Origin of the sequence: Microbacterium sp. che218 (genome assembly GCF_040436305.1) — a bacterium.
GTDB lineage: Bacteria > Actinomycetota > Actinomycetes > Actinomycetales > Microbacteriaceae > Microbacterium > Microbacterium algihabitans.
Window position 1 is genome coordinate 1,540,554 of record NZ_AP031501.1, and the last position, 14,100, is coordinate 1,554,653.

The 14,100-nt window shown below is 70.2% G+C and carries 22 protein-coding genes and 1 tRNA gene; 12 read left to right on the forward strand and 11 right to left on the reverse strand.

The genetic code is table 11. The features are described 5' to 3' along the window. Window positions 1–116: 116 nt before the first annotated feature. Window positions 117–593 (reverse strand): general stress protein, encoded by a 477-nt coding sequence (locus ABXS86_RS07160; RefSeq protein WP_144829359.1) that lies wholly within the window; start codon window positions 591–593, stop codon window positions 117–119. Between the two features lie 139 nt (window positions 594–732). Between ABXS86_RS07160 and ABXS86_RS07165 the strand changes: the two genes are divergently transcribed. Next, window positions 733–1,143 carry a YccF domain-containing protein gene (locus ABXS86_RS07165; RefSeq protein ID WP_144829362.1) on the forward strand — a complete coding sequence of 137 codons (411 nt, stop codon included), beginning with the start codon at window positions 733–735 and terminating at the stop codon, window positions 1,141–1,143. Between the two features lie 3 nt (window positions 1,144–1,146). Here ABXS86_RS07165 and ABXS86_RS07170 read toward each other — a convergent pair whose 3' ends face one another. Together ABXS86_RS07170 and ABXS86_RS07175 are read right to left on the reverse strand one after the other, a co-directional pair. Continuing rightward, window positions 1,147–2,088: a hypothetical protein gene (locus tag ABXS86_RS07170; protein ID WP_353666083.1), complete on the reverse strand. Its 942-nt coding sequence runs from the start codon at window positions 2,086–2,088 to the stop codon at window positions 1,147–1,149. 220 nt (window positions 2,089–2,308) lie between these two features. Further along, window positions 2,309–2,677: a VOC family protein gene (locus ABXS86_RS07175; RefSeq protein WP_353666084.1), complete on the reverse strand. Its 369-nt coding sequence runs from the start codon at window positions 2,675–2,677 to the stop codon at window positions 2,309–2,311. 55 nt (window positions 2,678–2,732) lie between these two features. On the opposite strand from ABXS86_RS07175, the gene ABXS86_RS07180 reads away from it, so the two are divergent. The 6 genes from ABXS86_RS07180 to ABXS86_RS07205 all read left to right on the forward strand — a co-directional run bounded on the left by ABXS86_RS07180 (window position 2,733) and on the right by ABXS86_RS07205 (window position 6,038). Then, a complete protein-coding gene (locus ABXS86_RS07180) occupies window positions 2,733–3,170 on the forward strand; it encodes a MarR family winged helix-turn-helix transcriptional regulator (protein WP_307209367.1) in 438 nt (145 codons plus the stop codon). 142 nt (window positions 3,171–3,312) lie between these two features. After that, window positions 3,313–4,236, forward strand: coding sequence for a DMT family transporter (locus ABXS86_RS07185; RefSeq protein ID WP_353666085.1), 924 nt, complete (start codon window positions 3,313–3,315; stop codon window positions 4,234–4,236). Further along, complete coding sequence (locus ABXS86_RS07190) at window positions 4,217–4,957, forward strand: GntR family transcriptional regulator (RefSeq protein ID WP_353666086.1); 741 nt, start codon at window positions 4,217–4,219, stop codon at window positions 4,955–4,957. The genes ABXS86_RS07185 and ABXS86_RS07190 overlap by 20 nt, the downstream gene beginning before the upstream one ends. A gap of 70 nt (window positions 4,958–5,027) precedes the next feature. After that, a tRNA-Met gene (locus ABXS86_RS07195) sits at window positions 5,028–5,100 on the forward strand. A 54-nt stretch (window positions 5,101–5,154) separates the two neighbouring features. After that, entirely contained in the window at window positions 5,155–5,625 is a 471-nt protein-coding gene (locus ABXS86_RS07200; protein WP_307209361.1) for a helix-turn-helix domain-containing protein, read from the forward strand. After that, entirely contained in the window at window positions 5,622–6,038 is a 417-nt protein-coding gene (locus tag ABXS86_RS07205) for an antitoxin (RefSeq protein WP_353666087.1), read from the forward strand. The genes ABXS86_RS07200 and ABXS86_RS07205 overlap by 4 nt, the downstream gene beginning before the upstream one ends. Before the next feature lie 3 nt (window positions 6,039–6,041). Here the strand turns inward: ABXS86_RS07205 and ABXS86_RS07210 are convergent, their stop codons facing one another. Beyond that, window positions 6,042–6,383, reverse strand: coding sequence for a metalloregulator ArsR/SmtB family transcription factor (locus tag ABXS86_RS07210; protein WP_353666088.1), 342 nt, complete (start codon window positions 6,381–6,383; stop codon window positions 6,042–6,044). A gap of 117 nt (window positions 6,384–6,500) precedes the next feature. Between ABXS86_RS07210 and ABXS86_RS07215 the strand changes: the two genes are divergently transcribed. The 3 genes from ABXS86_RS07215 to ABXS86_RS07225 all read left to right on the forward strand — a co-directional run bounded on the left by ABXS86_RS07215 (window position 6,501) and on the right by ABXS86_RS07225 (window position 7,959). Beyond that, window positions 6,501–7,217: a DUF2071 domain-containing protein gene (locus ABXS86_RS07215; RefSeq protein WP_353666089.1), complete on the forward strand. Its 717-nt coding sequence runs from the start codon at window positions 6,501–6,503 to the stop codon at window positions 7,215–7,217. Between the two features lie 19 nt (window positions 7,218–7,236). Continuing rightward, window positions 7,237–7,461 carry an RNA-binding S4 domain-containing protein gene (locus ABXS86_RS07220; protein ID WP_144829382.1) on the forward strand — a complete coding sequence of 75 codons (225 nt, stop codon included), beginning with the start codon at window positions 7,237–7,239 and terminating at the stop codon, window positions 7,459–7,461. A gap of 108 nt (window positions 7,462–7,569) precedes the next feature. Beyond that, entirely contained in the window at window positions 7,570–7,959 is a 390-nt protein-coding gene (locus tag ABXS86_RS07225) for a nuclear transport factor 2 family protein (protein WP_307209353.1), read from the forward strand. 147 nt (window positions 7,960–8,106) lie between these two features. Here the strand turns inward: ABXS86_RS07225 and ABXS86_RS07230 are convergent, their stop codons facing one another. Next, window positions 8,107–8,262 (reverse strand): zinc transporter permease, encoded by a 156-nt coding sequence (locus tag ABXS86_RS07230; RefSeq protein WP_353666090.1) that lies wholly within the window; start codon window positions 8,260–8,262, stop codon window positions 8,107–8,109. A gap of 155 nt (window positions 8,263–8,417) precedes the next feature. After that, window positions 8,418–8,540 carry a type B 50S ribosomal protein L36 gene (gene ykgO / locus ABXS86_RS07235; RefSeq protein ID WP_144829392.1) on the reverse strand — a complete coding sequence of 41 codons (123 nt, stop codon included), beginning with the start codon at window positions 8,538–8,540 and terminating at the stop codon, window positions 8,418–8,420. Window positions 8,541–8,620: 80 nt separating this feature from the next. On the opposite strand from ykgO, the gene ABXS86_RS07240 reads away from it, so the two are divergent. Both ABXS86_RS07240 and ABXS86_RS07245 read left to right on the forward strand, forming a co-directional pair. Next, window positions 8,621–9,616, forward strand: a complete 996-nt coding sequence (locus tag ABXS86_RS07240; RefSeq protein WP_353666091.1) for a GTP-binding protein — start codon at window positions 8,621–8,623, stop codon at window positions 9,614–9,616. A 37-nt stretch (window positions 9,617–9,653) separates the two neighbouring features. Further along, entirely contained in the window at window positions 9,654–10,172 is a 519-nt protein-coding gene (locus tag ABXS86_RS07245) for an Lrp/AsnC family transcriptional regulator (protein WP_230704209.1), read from the forward strand. Here ABXS86_RS07245 and ABXS86_RS07250 read toward each other — a convergent pair. The 5 genes from ABXS86_RS07250 to ABXS86_RS07270 are packed head-to-tail and all read right to left on the reverse strand — an operon-like array spanning window position 10,078 to window position 14,092. Beyond that, window positions 10,078–10,674 carry an Lrp/AsnC family transcriptional regulator gene (locus ABXS86_RS07250; protein WP_353666092.1) on the reverse strand — a complete coding sequence of 199 codons (597 nt, stop codon included), beginning with the start codon at window positions 10,672–10,674 and terminating at the stop codon, window positions 10,078–10,080. The genes ABXS86_RS07245 and ABXS86_RS07250 overlap by 95 nt on opposite strands. 35 nt (window positions 10,675–10,709) lie before the next feature. After that, window positions 10,710–11,438 (reverse strand): 3-keto-5-aminohexanoate cleavage protein, encoded by a 729-nt coding sequence (locus tag ABXS86_RS07255; protein ID WP_353666093.1) that lies wholly within the window; start codon window positions 11,436–11,438, stop codon window positions 10,710–10,712. Window positions 11,439–11,465: 27 nt separating this feature from the next. Next, entirely contained in the window at window positions 11,466–12,137 is a 672-nt protein-coding gene (locus tag ABXS86_RS07260) for an RraA family protein (RefSeq protein WP_353666094.1), read from the reverse strand. Between the two features lie 3 nt (window positions 12,138–12,140). After that, window positions 12,141–12,956 (reverse strand): carbon-nitrogen hydrolase family protein, encoded by an 816-nt coding sequence (locus tag ABXS86_RS07265; protein ID WP_353666095.1) that lies wholly within the window; start codon window positions 12,954–12,956, stop codon window positions 12,141–12,143. Beyond that, window positions 12,953–14,092, reverse strand: a complete 1,140-nt coding sequence (locus ABXS86_RS07270) for an ABC transporter ATP-binding protein (protein WP_230704206.1) — start codon at window positions 14,090–14,092, stop codon at window positions 12,953–12,955. Before ABXS86_RS07270 ends, ABXS86_RS07265 begins: the two co-directional genes overlap by 4 nt. Window positions 14,093–14,100: the final 8 nt, after the last annotated feature.

Below are 14,100 nucleotides of genomic sequence, written 5' to 3' on the forward strand. Positions count from 1 at the left end.
CCCGGGGCCACGCCCGACGCCCCAAGGCCGCGCAAACGATCACCCGCAACGCCCCGCGCCCACGCCCAGCGCCGCACAGCCGCGCGGCACCCACCGCCGCGTCAACGGCCCTTCGTTCAGACCCGCTCTTCGCCCGCCGCGCCGGCCGACAGCAGCGACTGCGCGCGGGCCAGGTGCTCGGCATCCACCGTCACGTCCCATCGCTCGGCCTCGAAGCCCTGCACCGACGAGAAGTCGCGGCGACCGCCGGTCATCGCGTGGCCGACGAAGCCGAAGACCGCGCCCCACACCGCTCCGAGCACGAGGCCCAACAGCAGCAGCCCGAGGAATCCGGTCGGGGTCAGCAGTCCCACGAGCACGCCGATCATGAGGCCGAACCACGCGCCCGACGCCGCGCCCAGCAACGCCGCGCGCCCGCGGGTGAGGCGGCCGGTGATCTGCTCGACGATGCGCACGTCGTGACCGACGATCGCGGTGTGCTCGACCGGGAATCCGGCATCCGACAGCCGGTCCACGGCGGCCTGCGCGCCGGTGTAGTCGCTGAAGCTCGACAGGACGCGGCGCTCGGGGGTGGCGCGGGTGATATCGGACATGACGGTTCCTTCCCTCGGTGGCCTCACGCTAACCCCGCCGACCGAGCACGATGGGGCGCTTGCGCGGCGCGCGAGCAGCGATTAGTCGCCGAGAGTCAAACCCCGGATGCCGCGCTGCTGCGCCCGCGACAATGGAGGCATGCGCTTGATCCTCAACGTCCTCTGGCTCGTGCTCTCGGGCTTCTGGCTCTTCCTCGGCTACCTCGCTGCGGGGATCGTGCTGTGCGTGCTGATCGTCACGATCCCGTGGGGCATCGCGTCGTTCCGCATCGGCCTGTACTCGCTCTGGCCTTTCGGTCGCGAGATCGTCGCCAAGCCCCGCGCGGGCGTCGCGTCGTTCCTCGGCAACGTCGTGTGGGTGATCCTGGCCGGCTGGTGGCTCGCCCTCGGCCACATCTTCACCGGCCTGCTGCTGTGCGTGACGATCATCGGCATCCCGCTCGGCATCGCGAACTTCAAGCTCGTGCCCGTCTCGCTCATGCCCCTGGGCAAAGAGGTGCGCGAGATCCGTCGCGGCGGACCGTTCGATGCGACCCTCGGTCGCCGCTGACCCTCAGCCTCGACGGCTGCGGTCGTAGACGCGCTGCGGCAGGGCGAGCACGACGCCCACCACGGTGATGACGGCGCCGATGACGGCGGCGACCGTGACGACCTCGACCGGCAGAGCGCCCTCTCGTACGGCCGTCATGCGCGCCAGGTCCCAGGGCAGCACGCCGATCTGCTCGTTCCAGGAACGCAGCGCGTCGCCGACACCCAGCAGAGCGATGGTGGTCGCGGGCAGCGCGTAGCCCACGCCCACGCTGGCGAGCGCGACGCCCGCGGCGCGGCGACGGCCGAGCTGTGCCGACAGCGACCAGCCCGCGGCGACGAACACCCAGGCGACCAGGGCGAACGCGATCGCGAGATATGCGATGCGCACGATCGGGGACGACCACAGCGCCGGCCAGATCCCCTCGGGCCCCGACAGGGCGATCGCGATCAAGGCGAAGACGCAGCGCAGCACGAGGGCGCCACCGACGGCCGCGATGATGGGCCACGGAGAGCGGCGGCCGAGCAGCAGTCGCACCACGGCGGCGAAGAGCAGCCAGCCGCCGATCGCGACGAGCACGCTCCACAGGCCGTCGCGCGGCGCCTGCACGACGCGGGTGGCCACGAGCAGACCGCCGGGCACGATGATCATGAGCCAGCGATCGAGCGGCAGCACGCCGAGGCTCGATTCGCGCGCCCGCCAGGGGCGGGTCGAGGCGATCCACGATGCGCGGGCCGCGGCGGCGCCGGGGCGGCGCACCAGACTCGTGCGGGCCGCGACCATGCCGATCACCAACCACGCCGCACCGAGTGCGAAGAGGAAGCGAGCGAGCCACTCGGTCGTGGCGTCGACTTCGGCGGGCTGCCGGGCGAACGGATCGACGATCGCGGCGAGGATCACACCGAGCACCAGCAGGACTCCGGCGTAGGTCAGGGCCATCATGCCTCGCCCCGCCGTCGTCGCCATGCACCTACGTTACCCGCCGGTGGCACCGCTCCCGGACGCGGGCCGCGGGAGGCCCCACCCCTCCCATCGTGCGGGCGCCATCGCCGACACGCCGATTCCGCGGCATCCGGAAACGGCGTGTCGACCCCCTGATCCGCACGACGGTCGCGGCCCGGCGACCCGCGGCGGATCAGAGACGAAAGACTCCGGATGCCAACGCCCGCCCGACCCGATCGAAACCTCAGCCGCGGTCGTGAAGGGTGACGTGGTAGCCGTCGGGGTCGGCGAAGGTGAACGTACGGCCGAAGGGGCCGTCGATCGGGTCCATCACGATGCGGTGGCCGTCGGCGGCGAGCTCGTCGTGGATCTCCTGCACGCCGGTGGCGTGGAGCCACACGGCGACGCCGATTCCCGGCTGGGCGACGCCGGTCAGATCGGTGCCGGGGGCGAGGTCGCGCAGGGCGAAGGCGATCGGAGCCGTGTCGAAGACGACGGCGTGGGGCGGGCCGGCGGGCGAGCGCCGCAGGCCGAGGTACTTCTCGTAGAAGGCGTGCGAGGCGGCGAGGTCGCGCACCTGGAGGGAAATGAAGTCGGGTCCGGTCACGGGCATGAGATTCTCCTTGCGTGTCAGTTATCTGACATCCACTGTATGTCAGAATTCTGACATGACGCAAGAGGCGATCAACCTGAACACCTCCCTGGGCTACCTCCTCAAAGAGGCGGCGAGCGCACTGCGCGCGGCAATGGAAGACGTGCTGCGCCCCCTCGGAATGACGGTCACGCATTACTCCTGTCTCGAATTGCTCAAGCAGCGACCTGGCCTGTCGAACTCCGACCTCGCCCGTGGCGCCTTCGTCACCCGCCAGTCGATGAACGTGCTGCTGCAGACCCTGGAGCGCGAGGGCATCGTCGAGCGTGCGGATGCCGCGCCGGTCGGCAAGGCACTGCCCACGCGCCTCACGGCGAAGGGTCGCGCCGCCCTCGAGGAGGCGAGCGCCGCCGTCCGCGGCGTGGAGAAGCGGATGCTGAGCGGCATGACGGATGCCGAGCAGAAGGCGGCCCTGGTGGCCCTGCGCTCGATGGTGACGTCGCTGCGCGGCTGAATCCGTCGCCGCGAGGGAGCTTCGCCGGCACGCCCGCCGCCGACGCCCGCGTTCCGCTCTCGCGCCCTGCGCGTCGCGCGAAAGGGGCCGCCGTTGCGCACAGCCGCGACTGCGCCCGTTCAGATTGTGTAACAATCCATCCATGCTTCCCGCTCTCGCGATCCTCGCCGCGGCGCTGTGCTTCTCCACCACCGGCACCGCCCAGGCTCTCGCGGGGGTCGACGCCTCTCCCCTGGCGGTCGGAGCCGCGCGCATCGTCGTGGGCGGCGGCATCCTGGGACTGCTCGCCCTGCTCCGCCGGCGGCCGACACCTGCGCGCACGGCGTCGCCTGGCATCGTGCCTTCCCGCGGTTCGCTCGCAGGCCTCATCGCGCTCGGCGCGGTCGGGGTGCTCGCCTACCAACCGCTCTTCTTCCTCGGCACGCGTGACAACGGCGTAGCCATCGGCACGGTCGTCGCGCTCGGTTCGGCGCCCATCGCGACGGGCATCGCGGATGCCGTGCGCCTCCGGCGCGTTCCCTCGAGCCGCTGGATGCTCGCCACCGCCATCGCCCTGGCCGGGGTCATCCTCGTGTCGGGCGTCACCGGCGGAGCGGTCGCACTGACACCGGGCGGCCTGCTCGCGTCGGCCGGCGCGGGAATGTCATACGCCCTCTATACGGTGTGCGGCAAGGCGCTGATCGAGAGGGGCTGGGATTCCACGCGCGTCATGGGCACCGTCTTCGGCGTGGCGGCCATCGCGAGCGCTCCCGTGCTGCTGCTTGCCGGAAGCGCGTGGCTGCTGACCCCGAACGGCCTCGCGCTCACACTGTGGCTGGGCGTCGTGACGACGACGATTGCGTACCTGCTGTTCGGATGGGGCCTCGCCCGCCTGAGCGCGGTGACGGTGTCGACTCTCACTCTGGCCGAGCCGTTGGCCGCAACGCTGCTCGGACTCTTCGTGCTGCACGAGCAGCTGACCCCCGTGAGCGCGGTCGGCCTGACCCTCATCGCTGTGGGGCTCGCCGTGGTGTCGGCCCCCTCGCGTCGGCGTGAGGGGGTTCCGGATGCCACGTCCCCAGCCTGACGCCCACGACGCCGCGACCGCACGGTCGAGCGCGGCCGATCACTCCCCCACCGACCGGGGAACACGGCCCCCGAGGAGAACGGGCACCCCGGGCCCTCGCGCGGCGGACCTGCTCGCCGACAACATCCGTGCGGCGATCCTCGCGGGTGACCTCGCCCCCGGCACTCCCCTGCGCGAAGAAGAGCTCAGCGCGACGCACGGCGTCTCGCGCCACACCGCTCGCACCGCCCTCGCGACACTCACGAGCGAGCGCCTCGCGGTGGCCGAGCCCTACCGCGGCGTGCGCGTCTCGCTGCTGGACGACGACGCCCTCATCGCTCTGCAGCAGCTGCGGTGCGCGCTCGAGACCGAGGCGTTGCGGATCGTCCGCGACCGCGGCATCTGCCCACCTGACGTCGACGCGGCTCTCGCCGAGCTCGCGACGGCGGAGGCCGCGGGCGACTGGCCCGCCACGCTCGCCGCGCACGCGCGCGTGCATCTCGCGCTGGTCGACGCCGCGAACAGTCCTCGCATCGCGGAGGAGTACCGCCGCCTCGACTCCGAGATGCACCTGCTGCTGACCCACGTCCGGCCGGCCTACTCCCCGGGCGCGCTGACCACCGAGCACCGGACCTACGTGGCCGACGCCCTGCGCGACCCCGAACGTGCGGTGCGCGCGCACCTCGATCACTCGACGCGGGCGATCATCGACGGGCGCAGCGCGCGTTCGCCCCGCATGTGACGACACATCGCGTCACGCTTCGCAACGCCCATTCGCGCGGTTCATAGCCCGCGTTAGCGTGGGGTCACATCGCGGCGATCCGGGCGGTCCCGGGCCTCGGCTCATAACCGAAGGCGTGGCGGGTTCGACTCCCGCCGTCGCGTCTACATCCGTCGTCCGAGCGACCGAGTCGTAAGATATATCACGGAGGTATATCCGTGACCCGAAGCTTCGATCGCAGCCGTGCCCCGCACCTGGTGCGATCCGCGCGCCTCGACCGCAAGATGTCTCAGGCCGATCTGGCGCGAGCGGCCGGGATGAGCCAGCCCAACGTGGCGGCCATCGAGAACGGCACGAGAAATCCCAGTGACGACGCCTTCGAGCGCCTTCTGCGCGCGGCTGACTACCGCCCGAGTCTCGCGCTCGAAGAGAACGCTGACGCGATCATCGAAGCGGGCCGCCGGCACGGCCTGCACGACATCCGCGTCTTCGGTTCGATCGCCGTCGGAGCAGACCACTTCACGTCGGACATCGACCTCCTCGCTCGCGTCGATCGAGGACGCGGGTACTTCGACGTCGCAGCCTTCGCGCACACCGTCGAAGAGCTCACGGGCTTCGCCGTCGACGTGATCGTTGACGACGAGCACCGGCCTGCGTTCCTGAACTCCGCAGCGATGGCCGCACTGTGACGGGTTCCGAGCCGCCGGAGGCCGCTCGCTTCACACGCGCACCGCGCGCGGAGCATTCCGCCACGACCAACGCCCGGGCGAACTTCCTCGAGAGCGTCGACGCGATCGAAGCCTTTCTCGGGCATGCGGTGAGCGGCGGGCGAGAGGCCTTCCGACGCACCTCCGCGTCGTACGCGTCCGGCTCGATGGCGATCATCCGGGCCGCAGCGCTCTTCGAGACCGACGAGTTCGCGCCATTCGTGAGCGATACCCCCATCGAGGTCGTCACAGCCCTCCGGACGATGCGCGACATCGCATCGCGCACGGGATCCCGCGCGATGAACGACGACCTCTTCTGGGTGACCTTGACGGCCGAGCTCCCCCCGCACATCGCCGACTGGCGACGCGCGGGCGTGAAGGCTGCGTCCGACTGACCCCTACGCTTCCGCCTGCAGCGCTCCCCCGCGTGCAGCCGGACGCCTCTTGCGCACCTCACGCAGCACGATCTGCTCAGGGCACACCGTCGACAGGAAATCGCCCACCGACAACGCGATTCGCTCACCGACCAGCGAGTACAGGATGCGGTTCGCGTCACGTCGCTCGGAGACGAGACCCGCTTGGCGCAGCACGCCGAGGTGCCGAGAGATGGTGGGTCCGCTCGCGTCGAACCGTGCCGCAATCTCACCCGCGGCCATCTCGCCGTCCTTCAAGTCTTGGAGGATCTGGCGGCGCGTGGGATGCGCGAGAGCCGCGAAGATGTCGGATGCCGCGTCGGTCACGGTACCCAATCTAGCACTGGAGCTAAATTGCGTGTAGCTTCTTCGCTAATTAGCGAAGGACATCAAATGGACACGCCGACCGACACCCTGGGGCGATGGACAGCGAGCAGGCGCCCCGTGACCCCCATCCCCCGAATGGCCGCGACGATCGCACAGCGCGTCCTCGTGAACTACCGGGTCGACCCCGACGTCGCGCGGTCACTCCTCCCCGACGGCATCCGCCCCCAGATCGTCGACGACAGCTCCGTGGCGGGCGTTTGCCTGATCCACCTCACCGGCTTTCGGCCGGCCTGGTTCACTCCGGCGATCGGTCACCGCAGCCGAAACGCCGCCCACCGCATCGCGGTCGAGTGGGATGGCGCCAACGGCCCGCAGACCGGTGTGTACATCCCCCGCCGCCATAGTTCATCGCGTCTCGCACGGCTGGCCGGCGGACGCGTCTTCCCCGGAACCCACGCCCCCGCGCGTGTCGACTTCCGCACCACCGCCAACGACCTCGAGGTCCGCGTCGAGGCCGACGATCTGCGCGTCCACCTCGCAGCACACCGGGGTCCCGGCACCTCGTTCCGCAGCAGCCTCTTCGAGACCCTCGAGGAGTCGTCGACCTTCTTCCGAAAAGATGCCGTGGGCTGGTCACCCACCCGCTCGGGTGCCCTCGAGGGGCTCCGGCTCGAGACCGACGCGTGGAGCGTCGAGCCGATCGACGTCACCGCGCTCTCGTCGACCTTCTTCGACGCCTTGCCTCGCGGCACCGCGGAGTTCGACCACGCTCTGCTCATGCACGACGTGCCGACGCAGTGGAGCAGCGTTCCGACCCTCCCGACAACCTCCTGACTGCTGCCAGACTGAAAGCATGACCTCCCCCGCCCCCGAAGACGTGCCCGTCGGCAGCGAGGGCATCCGCCTCGGCCAGTTCATGAAGTTCGCCAGCATCCTCGACTCCGGCGGAGACGTCAAAGAGGCCATCATCGACGGCTATGTCGAGGTCAACGGCGAGGTCGACCGCCGCCGGGGCCGCCAGCTGCAGGTGGGCGACGTCGTGACCTTCGAGGGCCGCTCCTTCCGGGTTCAGGCCTGATCCGGCCCGACATTGGCGCGATGAGCCATCCCTCCTTACGTGAAGCGGCCCGCCCTGCTGCGCTGCAAGGCGCTTGCGCACTGTCATCCGCTCCGGAAGCGTGACCACATGGACAATCGCGAGAATGCCGTCGCCGCTGGAAAGTGGATCGCTCGTTACGTCCGCGCGTGGTCGACGAACGACCCGGACGACATCCGCTCCCTTTTCACGGAGGAGGCCGAATACCGCGACGGGCCGTCGACCCCTCCGTGGGTGGGTCGCGACGCGATCGTCGACGCGTGGCTCGCTCAGAAGGACGAACCGGGAACGTGGTCGTTCACGCACGAGCTCGTCGCGGTCGACGGCGACGTCGCCGTGATCCGCGGGTGGACGGACTACCCCAACGCCACCGCGAAGGCGAGACACTACGACAACATGATGGTCATCCGGCTCGCCGAAGACGGCCGTGCCGCGCTCTTCACCGACTGGTGGGTGGCGTCGACACCATCCGATTCGTGAACGGATCCGTTCTGCAGGGTCATGTCGACGCGTTGACCCCCTCCTTCCGCGTTCAGGCCTGATCCGGGGCAGGCGAAAGGCCCGCCACCCCGACGGGGAAGCGGGCCTCGAAGCACCCCGCGCTCGTGACGCGGGATGCCGCACGACTCAGTGCTCGTCGTAATGGTCGGCGTGCAGCGCGTGACGGTGGCCGTCGTGCACGTAGTCGGCGTGGTCGTCGTGCGCGACCTTCTCGTGGCCGCAGTCGTCGCCGTGTGGGTGCTCGTCGATCGTGTGCTCCGCGTGGGTCTCGGGCGTGCTCATTCTTCACTCCTGTGGTCTTTCGGAATCCGGACAGCGGCGGCGCGTGCCGTCCACGCCCTCCACGCCCTCCACGCCCTCCACGCCCTCCACGACACCACCACCTCCGCCTCACGACAAGAGCTTGCGCCGCGGACTCACCCCGGCGCAGACCGCGGTCATCCCTGCCGGCCCTTGAACCGCGGGTTCGCCTTATTGATGACGAACACGCGCCCTCGACGCCGGACGACTTGAGCTCCGGGCTGTTTCTTCAGCGACGCCAGCGATGCGCGAACCTTCATGACATCCTCCTTGTTGATAACCGTTCTCATCTACACGATAGAGTCATCGCAGCCCCACCGACGAACGAGAGGCGGATGCCATGCCCCACACGATCGCCATCATGGGCGTGTGCGCCCCGGAGCGCCGCGCCTACGCCGAGCGCACCGCCGTCGCGCTCGCGCGCCCCCTGCACCTGCTGCGCTATGCCGACCTGCGCGTCTCGCACGTGCTCCCGCTCCCCCGCCCGCGTGCCGACGACACATCGGCGGTCGTCGACCTGGGCACCGACGTCGATCTCGTGCACGCGATCACCGCGCGGGGAGCAGCGCAGGTCGAGGCGGTGTGCGTGGTCGACGCCCGCCACATGATCGGCGACCTTCTCGACGACGCTCCCCTCGCGGCATCCGCGAAGCCCGGTGACACCCGCGGCGATGTCGGTGCGCGCGCTCGACAGGCGGCGCTGGCGCTGGAGCTGGCGACGCGCATCGTCTGGATCAACTGGGAGCGCGTGCCCACCCACGCTCTCGCGGTGCAGATGGCCCTCGCCTCGCATCTGAACCCCGCCGCCATCGTGCGCCTCTCGCGCGACCCGCTGAGCGACCTGCAGTCCGAGGCCGCGCACGAAGGCGAGATGCTCGAGCGAGCTGGGTGGGTGCGCGCCTTGAACGACGAGCACGACCCGTACATGCACGACAACCGCGTCTTCACGCTGCGCTACGAGCAGGTGCGGCCGTTCCACCCCGGCCGCCTGTCGACCGCGCTCGACCGCCTCGACGACGGCGCCGCCGGACGCCTCCTGCGCTCCGCGGGCTTCTGCCGGCTGGCGTCGCGGCCGGGCATCCTCGCGCGGTGGGAGCACGTCGGCTCCGCGATGTGGCTCGAACCTCTGGGCGCCGACGACGGCCGCATGGGCCTCGGGCAGGAGATCGTCTTCACCGGGCTCGATCTGTCGGCCCCGCGCCTCCGACACCTCCTCGATGCCGCCGCGCTCACCGACGACGAGCTCGCCGCCGGCCCCTCCGCGTGGGTGCGCTACGACGACCCTCTGCCCGCGTGGCCCGTGGTGAGTTCTTCGATTCCGGATGCCGATGACTGACGCGGCGCGCGCACGGCTCGTGTGATTGGATCGAGGCGTGCAGCTCGAGGCCATCGACGTGATCGATCGCAAGATCATCGATCAGCTGCGCCTCGACGGCCGTCGCTCGTTCGGCCAGATCGCCCGCTACGTCGGATTGTCCGAGGCGAGCGTGCGCCAACGGTACAAGCGGCTTCTCGACCTGGGTGTGGTGCAGGTCATCGGCATGCCGAACAGCCCCAAGCTCGGGTTGCTCGAAGTGCGCCTGTCGATCCGCGTGCGCGGAACCACGGTCGACGCCGTGGCGCACGCGCTCTCGGCCCTCGCGCCCGTCAAGTACGTCGGCGCGTGCATCGGCGCCTACGACCTGATCGTCGACGTGCGCTGCGAGACGCAGACCGAGCTCACCGCGTTCCTCACCGATACCCTCCACACGATCCCCGGCATCGCCGTCGTCGATACGACGAACATCCTCGAGGTGATCAAAGACGAGTATCTGTGGTCGGGCTTCCGTGACCCGGTCGGCCGTTTGACCCGGCCGCATCCGTCTGCCGGATCGCGCCCGTCTGGGTCGTGACCGCCCCGGTGGCCCCCGCGGAGCCGGCGGATCCGCCGACGGCGCGCTGACCCGACTGGTCGCGCAGCCCGTTCCACGAATAGTCCTTGTACAACCGCGTCAGCACGTACTGGTCGATGGTCGTCACGCCCGGCGTGCGCCGGAGCTCATCGAGCAGCTCGACGAGCTGGGTCAGGTCGCGAGCCGTCGCTTCGAGGTAGATGTCGTGCGCGCCGGAGGTGAGCGAGACGTGCCCGATCATCGGGTTCGACGCGAGCGAACGGGCCACCTGCCGGGGGCGCAGCCCCTGCACCGACAGCATGAGGCGCACCGACTGATGCCCGAGCGTCAGCGGGTTGCACAGCGCGACGATCCGCAGGATGCCGGATGAGGTCAATCGGCTGACGCGCGTGCGCACCGTCGCCTCGGACACTCCGACGATCGCCGCCATCTCCGTGTAGGCACGGCGGCCGTCCTCGACGAGGAGTTCGACGAGGCGACGGTCCAGATCGTCGGCGCTCATGCTCTCATTCTCGCGCGTCGGCGCTCACCCGCGGCTCAGTCGCCGGCGGACCACCGTCGCGCGGTCCGCACCATCTCGGTGTTGTCGGGGGCGATCGACCCGTCGGGCAGGGTCAGCATGTCCTCGAAACCGACGCGCACCTCGCACCCGTCCTCGATCGCCGCGCGCACGACGGGCCATGCCGTTTGGTCGTACCCGTGGTAGAGCAGCGGTACCGTCACCCCCGCCTCACGCAGAGCAGCGGCGATGCGCCGTGAGTGGTCCACGGCATCCTGGATCTGCTCGTCTTCGGGCTCGATGAGGATGCGCACGTTGTCCTGCAGGGTGGGCGACGCCAGCAGCGCGGGCACCTCGTCGATGTGCCACACGGCGCTCTCGAGTACCATCCCGCGCTCACGCACCAGCACGGCCGCCTCGGCCGCCCCCTCTTCCGAGAATGCGACGGAGGCGAAATCGGGGAGACACTCCTCGGGCCACTCCGCAACCAGGCGCATCCGCTCCTCGTGTCCCGAACACGTCCACAGCCCCGTGGTGGTTCCGACGACGATGCCGGGATCACGTTCCCGGATGCCGCGCACCATGCGGGCGATCTCGTCGGGCGCGATCGTCTGGGCGCCGTCGTCGGTGCGCGCATGGGCGTGCACGACATCGGCTCCGGCACGCACGGCCGCGACCGCGGCATCCGCGATCTGCTCGACGGTGAGGGGAATGGCGGAGTGTTCGTCGCGCGAGCGACCTCCGTTGATGGCGGCCTTGATGAGCATGGTTCTCCTGCGCTTTCGCTGTCGTCGTCAGTGGCCGGTGAGGGCGTCGAGCACGGCCGTCGCACCCGTCAGCTCGCCCAGGCGACCGCCCGCGCGCAGCTGTGCGACGAGCTCGGGCTCTTCGGCGTCGTCATCGAGCGCGGTGTCGATCAACGCGACGACCGTCGCCGCCGCAGCGATGAACACCCCGTTGCGATCGGCCAGCACGACGTCGCCGGGCTGCACCGGCACGCCGCCGCACGTGACCGCGATGTTGTGGCCACCGGCATCCACCCCCAGCAACTTCGTGGTCAGCACGCTCGTGCCCCGCGCGTAGACGGGGATGCCGAACGCCTCCACTTCGTCGAGATCGGTGACGACCCCGTCGACGACGATGCCGGCCGCCCCGCGGATGCTGAGAGCCGCCGCGAGAACCTCGCCCACCGGCGCGTGCCGCACGTCTCCCCCGGTGTCGATGACGAACACGTCACCCGGCTCGCACCAGCCCGCGGCGTGATGGAGCGCCGTGGAGTCCTGCGCGGTGAGGCGCACCGTGACGGCACGCCCGACGACCCGACGATCGCCGGTCTGTCGACGGATCGCAGGATCGACGAAGCCTTCCTCGAGGTAGTGACCGAGGGTCGGGAACGACACGCGTTCGAGCTTTGCAACGAGGTCGGGATCGAGGGCGGGCGGCGTCGGGCCGGAGGTGTAGGGCATGGATCAGTCCAAGAGGGAGAGGTGGGCGGAGAGGCGGCGATTCGACAGCGCGGGCAGCGCGTCGCGCACTTCGGCGATGCGATCGAGCGAGACGGGCACGATGCCGATCGCGCGACCGGTGGCGGGCAGGTGCGCCTGCTCGACCCCGAGGGGATCGATGACGAGGCTCGTGCCGATGCAGTCGGGCGAGGACGATCCGGATGCCAGCACCCAGCACGTGTTCTCGATCGCGCGAGCGGTGAGCAAGGTGGTCCAGTGCTCGACCTTTCGATGACCGGCGACCCAGGCCGCCGACACGCTGAGCACGTCGGCGCCGCGCGAGACGAGGTCGCGCGCCAGCTCGGGGAAACGCAGGTCGTAGCAGTTGACCAGTCCGACGGCGACGCCGTCGATGAGCACGAGCGGCGGCAGCTCCTGGCCCGCGGTGACGTAGTCGGACTCGCGATAGGTGAAGGCGTCGTAGAGGTGCAGCTTGCGGTACACGTCGACCAACTCGCCGCGCGGGTTGACGACGACGAGGGTGTTGAAGGGTCGCTCGGAGCCACTGGGCTCGTAGCCCCCGGCGATGATCCACAGGTCGTGCCGCATGGCGAGTTCCGACAGGTGCGCGAGGAACGCGGGCCATTCCCGGGCGACGACGTCTGCACGCTCCGACGCGTCGATCTCGCCGGCGACGAGCATCGCCTCTTCGGGCAGGACGAGAAGGCGAACCCCTTCGGCCGACGCGTCGGCGGCGAGCGCGGTGACCTCGTCGCGGTTGTGAGCGGCGTCGGTGGTGGGAGCCAGCTGCCCCACCGCGGCCAGCAGGACCGGGTTCATGCGAGCTCTCCCGTCGGGATGACACGACTGTCGGACGGATGCCATGACACCGTCACGCGCGCACCATCGGCCGTTGCCGCGAGGGCCCGGGCGGCGTCGCCGCTCGGCACCGAGGCCGACAGGACGATGCCCGAATCGAGCGCGAGGTGCGAGATCCACTCGTCGCCGAGGAAGACGCGTTGCGTGAGGGTCGCCGGCAGGTGGACGCCGCCCTCGGTACGAGCACCGTCGGGGAGCACGCGTACCCGCTCGGGACGCACCGCGAGGGTCAGTGGCGTCCCCGGCGCGGCGTCCGGGATCTCGTCCACCGGCACCTCGCCCACGCCGGGGATCGTGAAGCGGCCGGTCGCGGCATCCGCGACACCGTCGATGAGATTGCAGCTGCCGATGAACCCCGCCACGAACCGCGACGCCGGGGTGTCGTAGATCTCGGTCGGCGTTCCGATCTGCTGGATGCGCCCCTCCGACATGACCGCGATACGGTCCGACATCGTCAGCGCCTCCTCCTGGTCGTGGGTGACGTAGATGAACGTGATGCCGACCTCACGCTGCATGCGCTTGAGCTCGAACTGCATCTCTTTGCGCAGCTTCTGATCGAGCGCTCCGAGCGGCTCGTCGAGCAGCACCACGGCTGGGCGCCCCACGACGGCGCGGGCGAGGGCGACGCGCTGACGCTGACCGCCGCTGAGCGCCGCGGGCTTGCGGTCGGCGAACGCGCTCAACCGAACGAGCTCGAGCGCCGCGCGGACCCGATCGTCGATCTCGCGCTTCGGAGTGCGGCGCACGCGCAACTCGAAGGCGACGTTCTCGTAGACGCTGAGGTGCGGGAACAGCGCGTAGCTCTGGAACAGCATGTTGAGGTCGCGCTGACGGGTGGCGACACCGTCGACGTTGCGGCCGTCGAGCTCGATCGAGCCGGCGGTCGGCGTCTCGAACCCCGTGATCATGCGCATGAGCGTCGTCTTGCCGCAGCCAGACGGGCCCAGGATGCTGAAGAACTCGTTCTGTGCGATGTCGAGGTCGAGAGGGTCGACGACGCGGTTGGCGCCGAACGACTTGGTGAGGCCCCGCAGGCGCACGGCCGGGGCGGGGCCCGTGGCCGGCGCAGTGCCGGCCACGGGGCTGTCGATCGTCATGGGGCTCA

Excerpts from the sequence above, each read along its gene's own strand:
- ABXS86_RS07220 (WP_144829382.1), top strand. The coding sequence starts at position 7,237 with ATGACCTCCCCCGCCCCCGAAGACGTGCCCGTCGGCAGCGAGGGCATC.
- ABXS86_RS07190 (WP_353666086.1), top strand. The coding sequence starts at position 4,217 with ATGCCACGTCCCCAGCCTGACGCCCACGACGCCGCGACCGCACGGTCG.
- ABXS86_RS07170 (WP_353666083.1), bottom strand. The coding sequence starts at position 2,088 with ATGGCGACGACGGCGGGGCGAGGCATGATGGCCCTGACCTACGCCGGA.
- ABXS86_RS07265 (WP_353666095.1), bottom strand. The coding sequence starts at position 12,956 with ATGAACCCGGTCCTGCTGGCCGCGGTGGGGCAGCTGGCTCCCACCACC.
- ABXS86_RS07240 (WP_353666091.1), top strand. The coding sequence starts at position 8,621 with ATGCCCCACACGATCGCCATCATGGGCGTGTGCGCCCCGGAGCGCCGC.
- ABXS86_RS07225 (WP_307209353.1), top strand. The coding sequence starts at position 7,570 with ATGGACAATCGCGAGAATGCCGTCGCCGCTGGAAAGTGGATCGCTCGT.
- ABXS86_RS07260 (WP_353666094.1), bottom strand. The coding sequence starts at position 12,137 with ATGCCCTACACCTCCGGCCCGACGCCGCCCGCCCTCGATCCCGACCTC.
- ABXS86_RS07185 (WP_353666085.1), top strand. The coding sequence starts at position 3,313 with ATGCTTCCCGCTCTCGCGATCCTCGCCGCGGCGCTGTGCTTCTCCACC.
- ABXS86_RS07255 (WP_353666093.1), bottom strand. The coding sequence starts at position 11,438 with ATGCTCATCAAGGCCGCCATCAACGGAGGTCGCTCGCGCGACGAACAC.
- ykgO (WP_144829392.1), bottom strand. The coding sequence starts at position 8,540 with ATGAAGGTTCGCGCATCGCTGGCGTCGCTGAAGAAACAGCCCGGAGCT.
- ABXS86_RS07230 (WP_353666090.1), bottom strand. The coding sequence starts at position 8,262 with ATGAGCACGCCCGAGACCCACGCGGAGCACACGATCGACGAGCACCCA.
- ABXS86_RS07250 (WP_353666092.1), bottom strand. The coding sequence starts at position 10,674 with ATGAGCGCCGACGATCTGGACCGTCGCCTCGTCGAACTCCTCGTCGAG.
- ABXS86_RS07175 (WP_353666084.1), bottom strand. The coding sequence starts at position 2,677 with ATGCCCGTGACCGGACCCGACTTCATTTCCCTCCAGGTGCGCGACCTC.
- ABXS86_RS07160 (WP_144829359.1), bottom strand. The coding sequence starts at position 593 with ATGTCCGATATCACCCGCGCCACCCCCGAGCGCCGCGTCCTGTCGAGC.
- ABXS86_RS07180 (WP_307209367.1), top strand. The coding sequence starts at position 2,733 with ATGACGCAAGAGGCGATCAACCTGAACACCTCCCTGGGCTACCTCCTC.
- ABXS86_RS07270 (WP_230704206.1), bottom strand. The coding sequence starts at position 14,092 with ATGACGATCGACAGCCCCGTGGCCGGCACTGCGCCGGCCACGGGCCCC.
- ABXS86_RS07165 (WP_144829362.1), top strand. The coding sequence starts at position 733 with ATGCGCTTGATCCTCAACGTCCTCTGGCTCGTGCTCTCGGGCTTCTGG.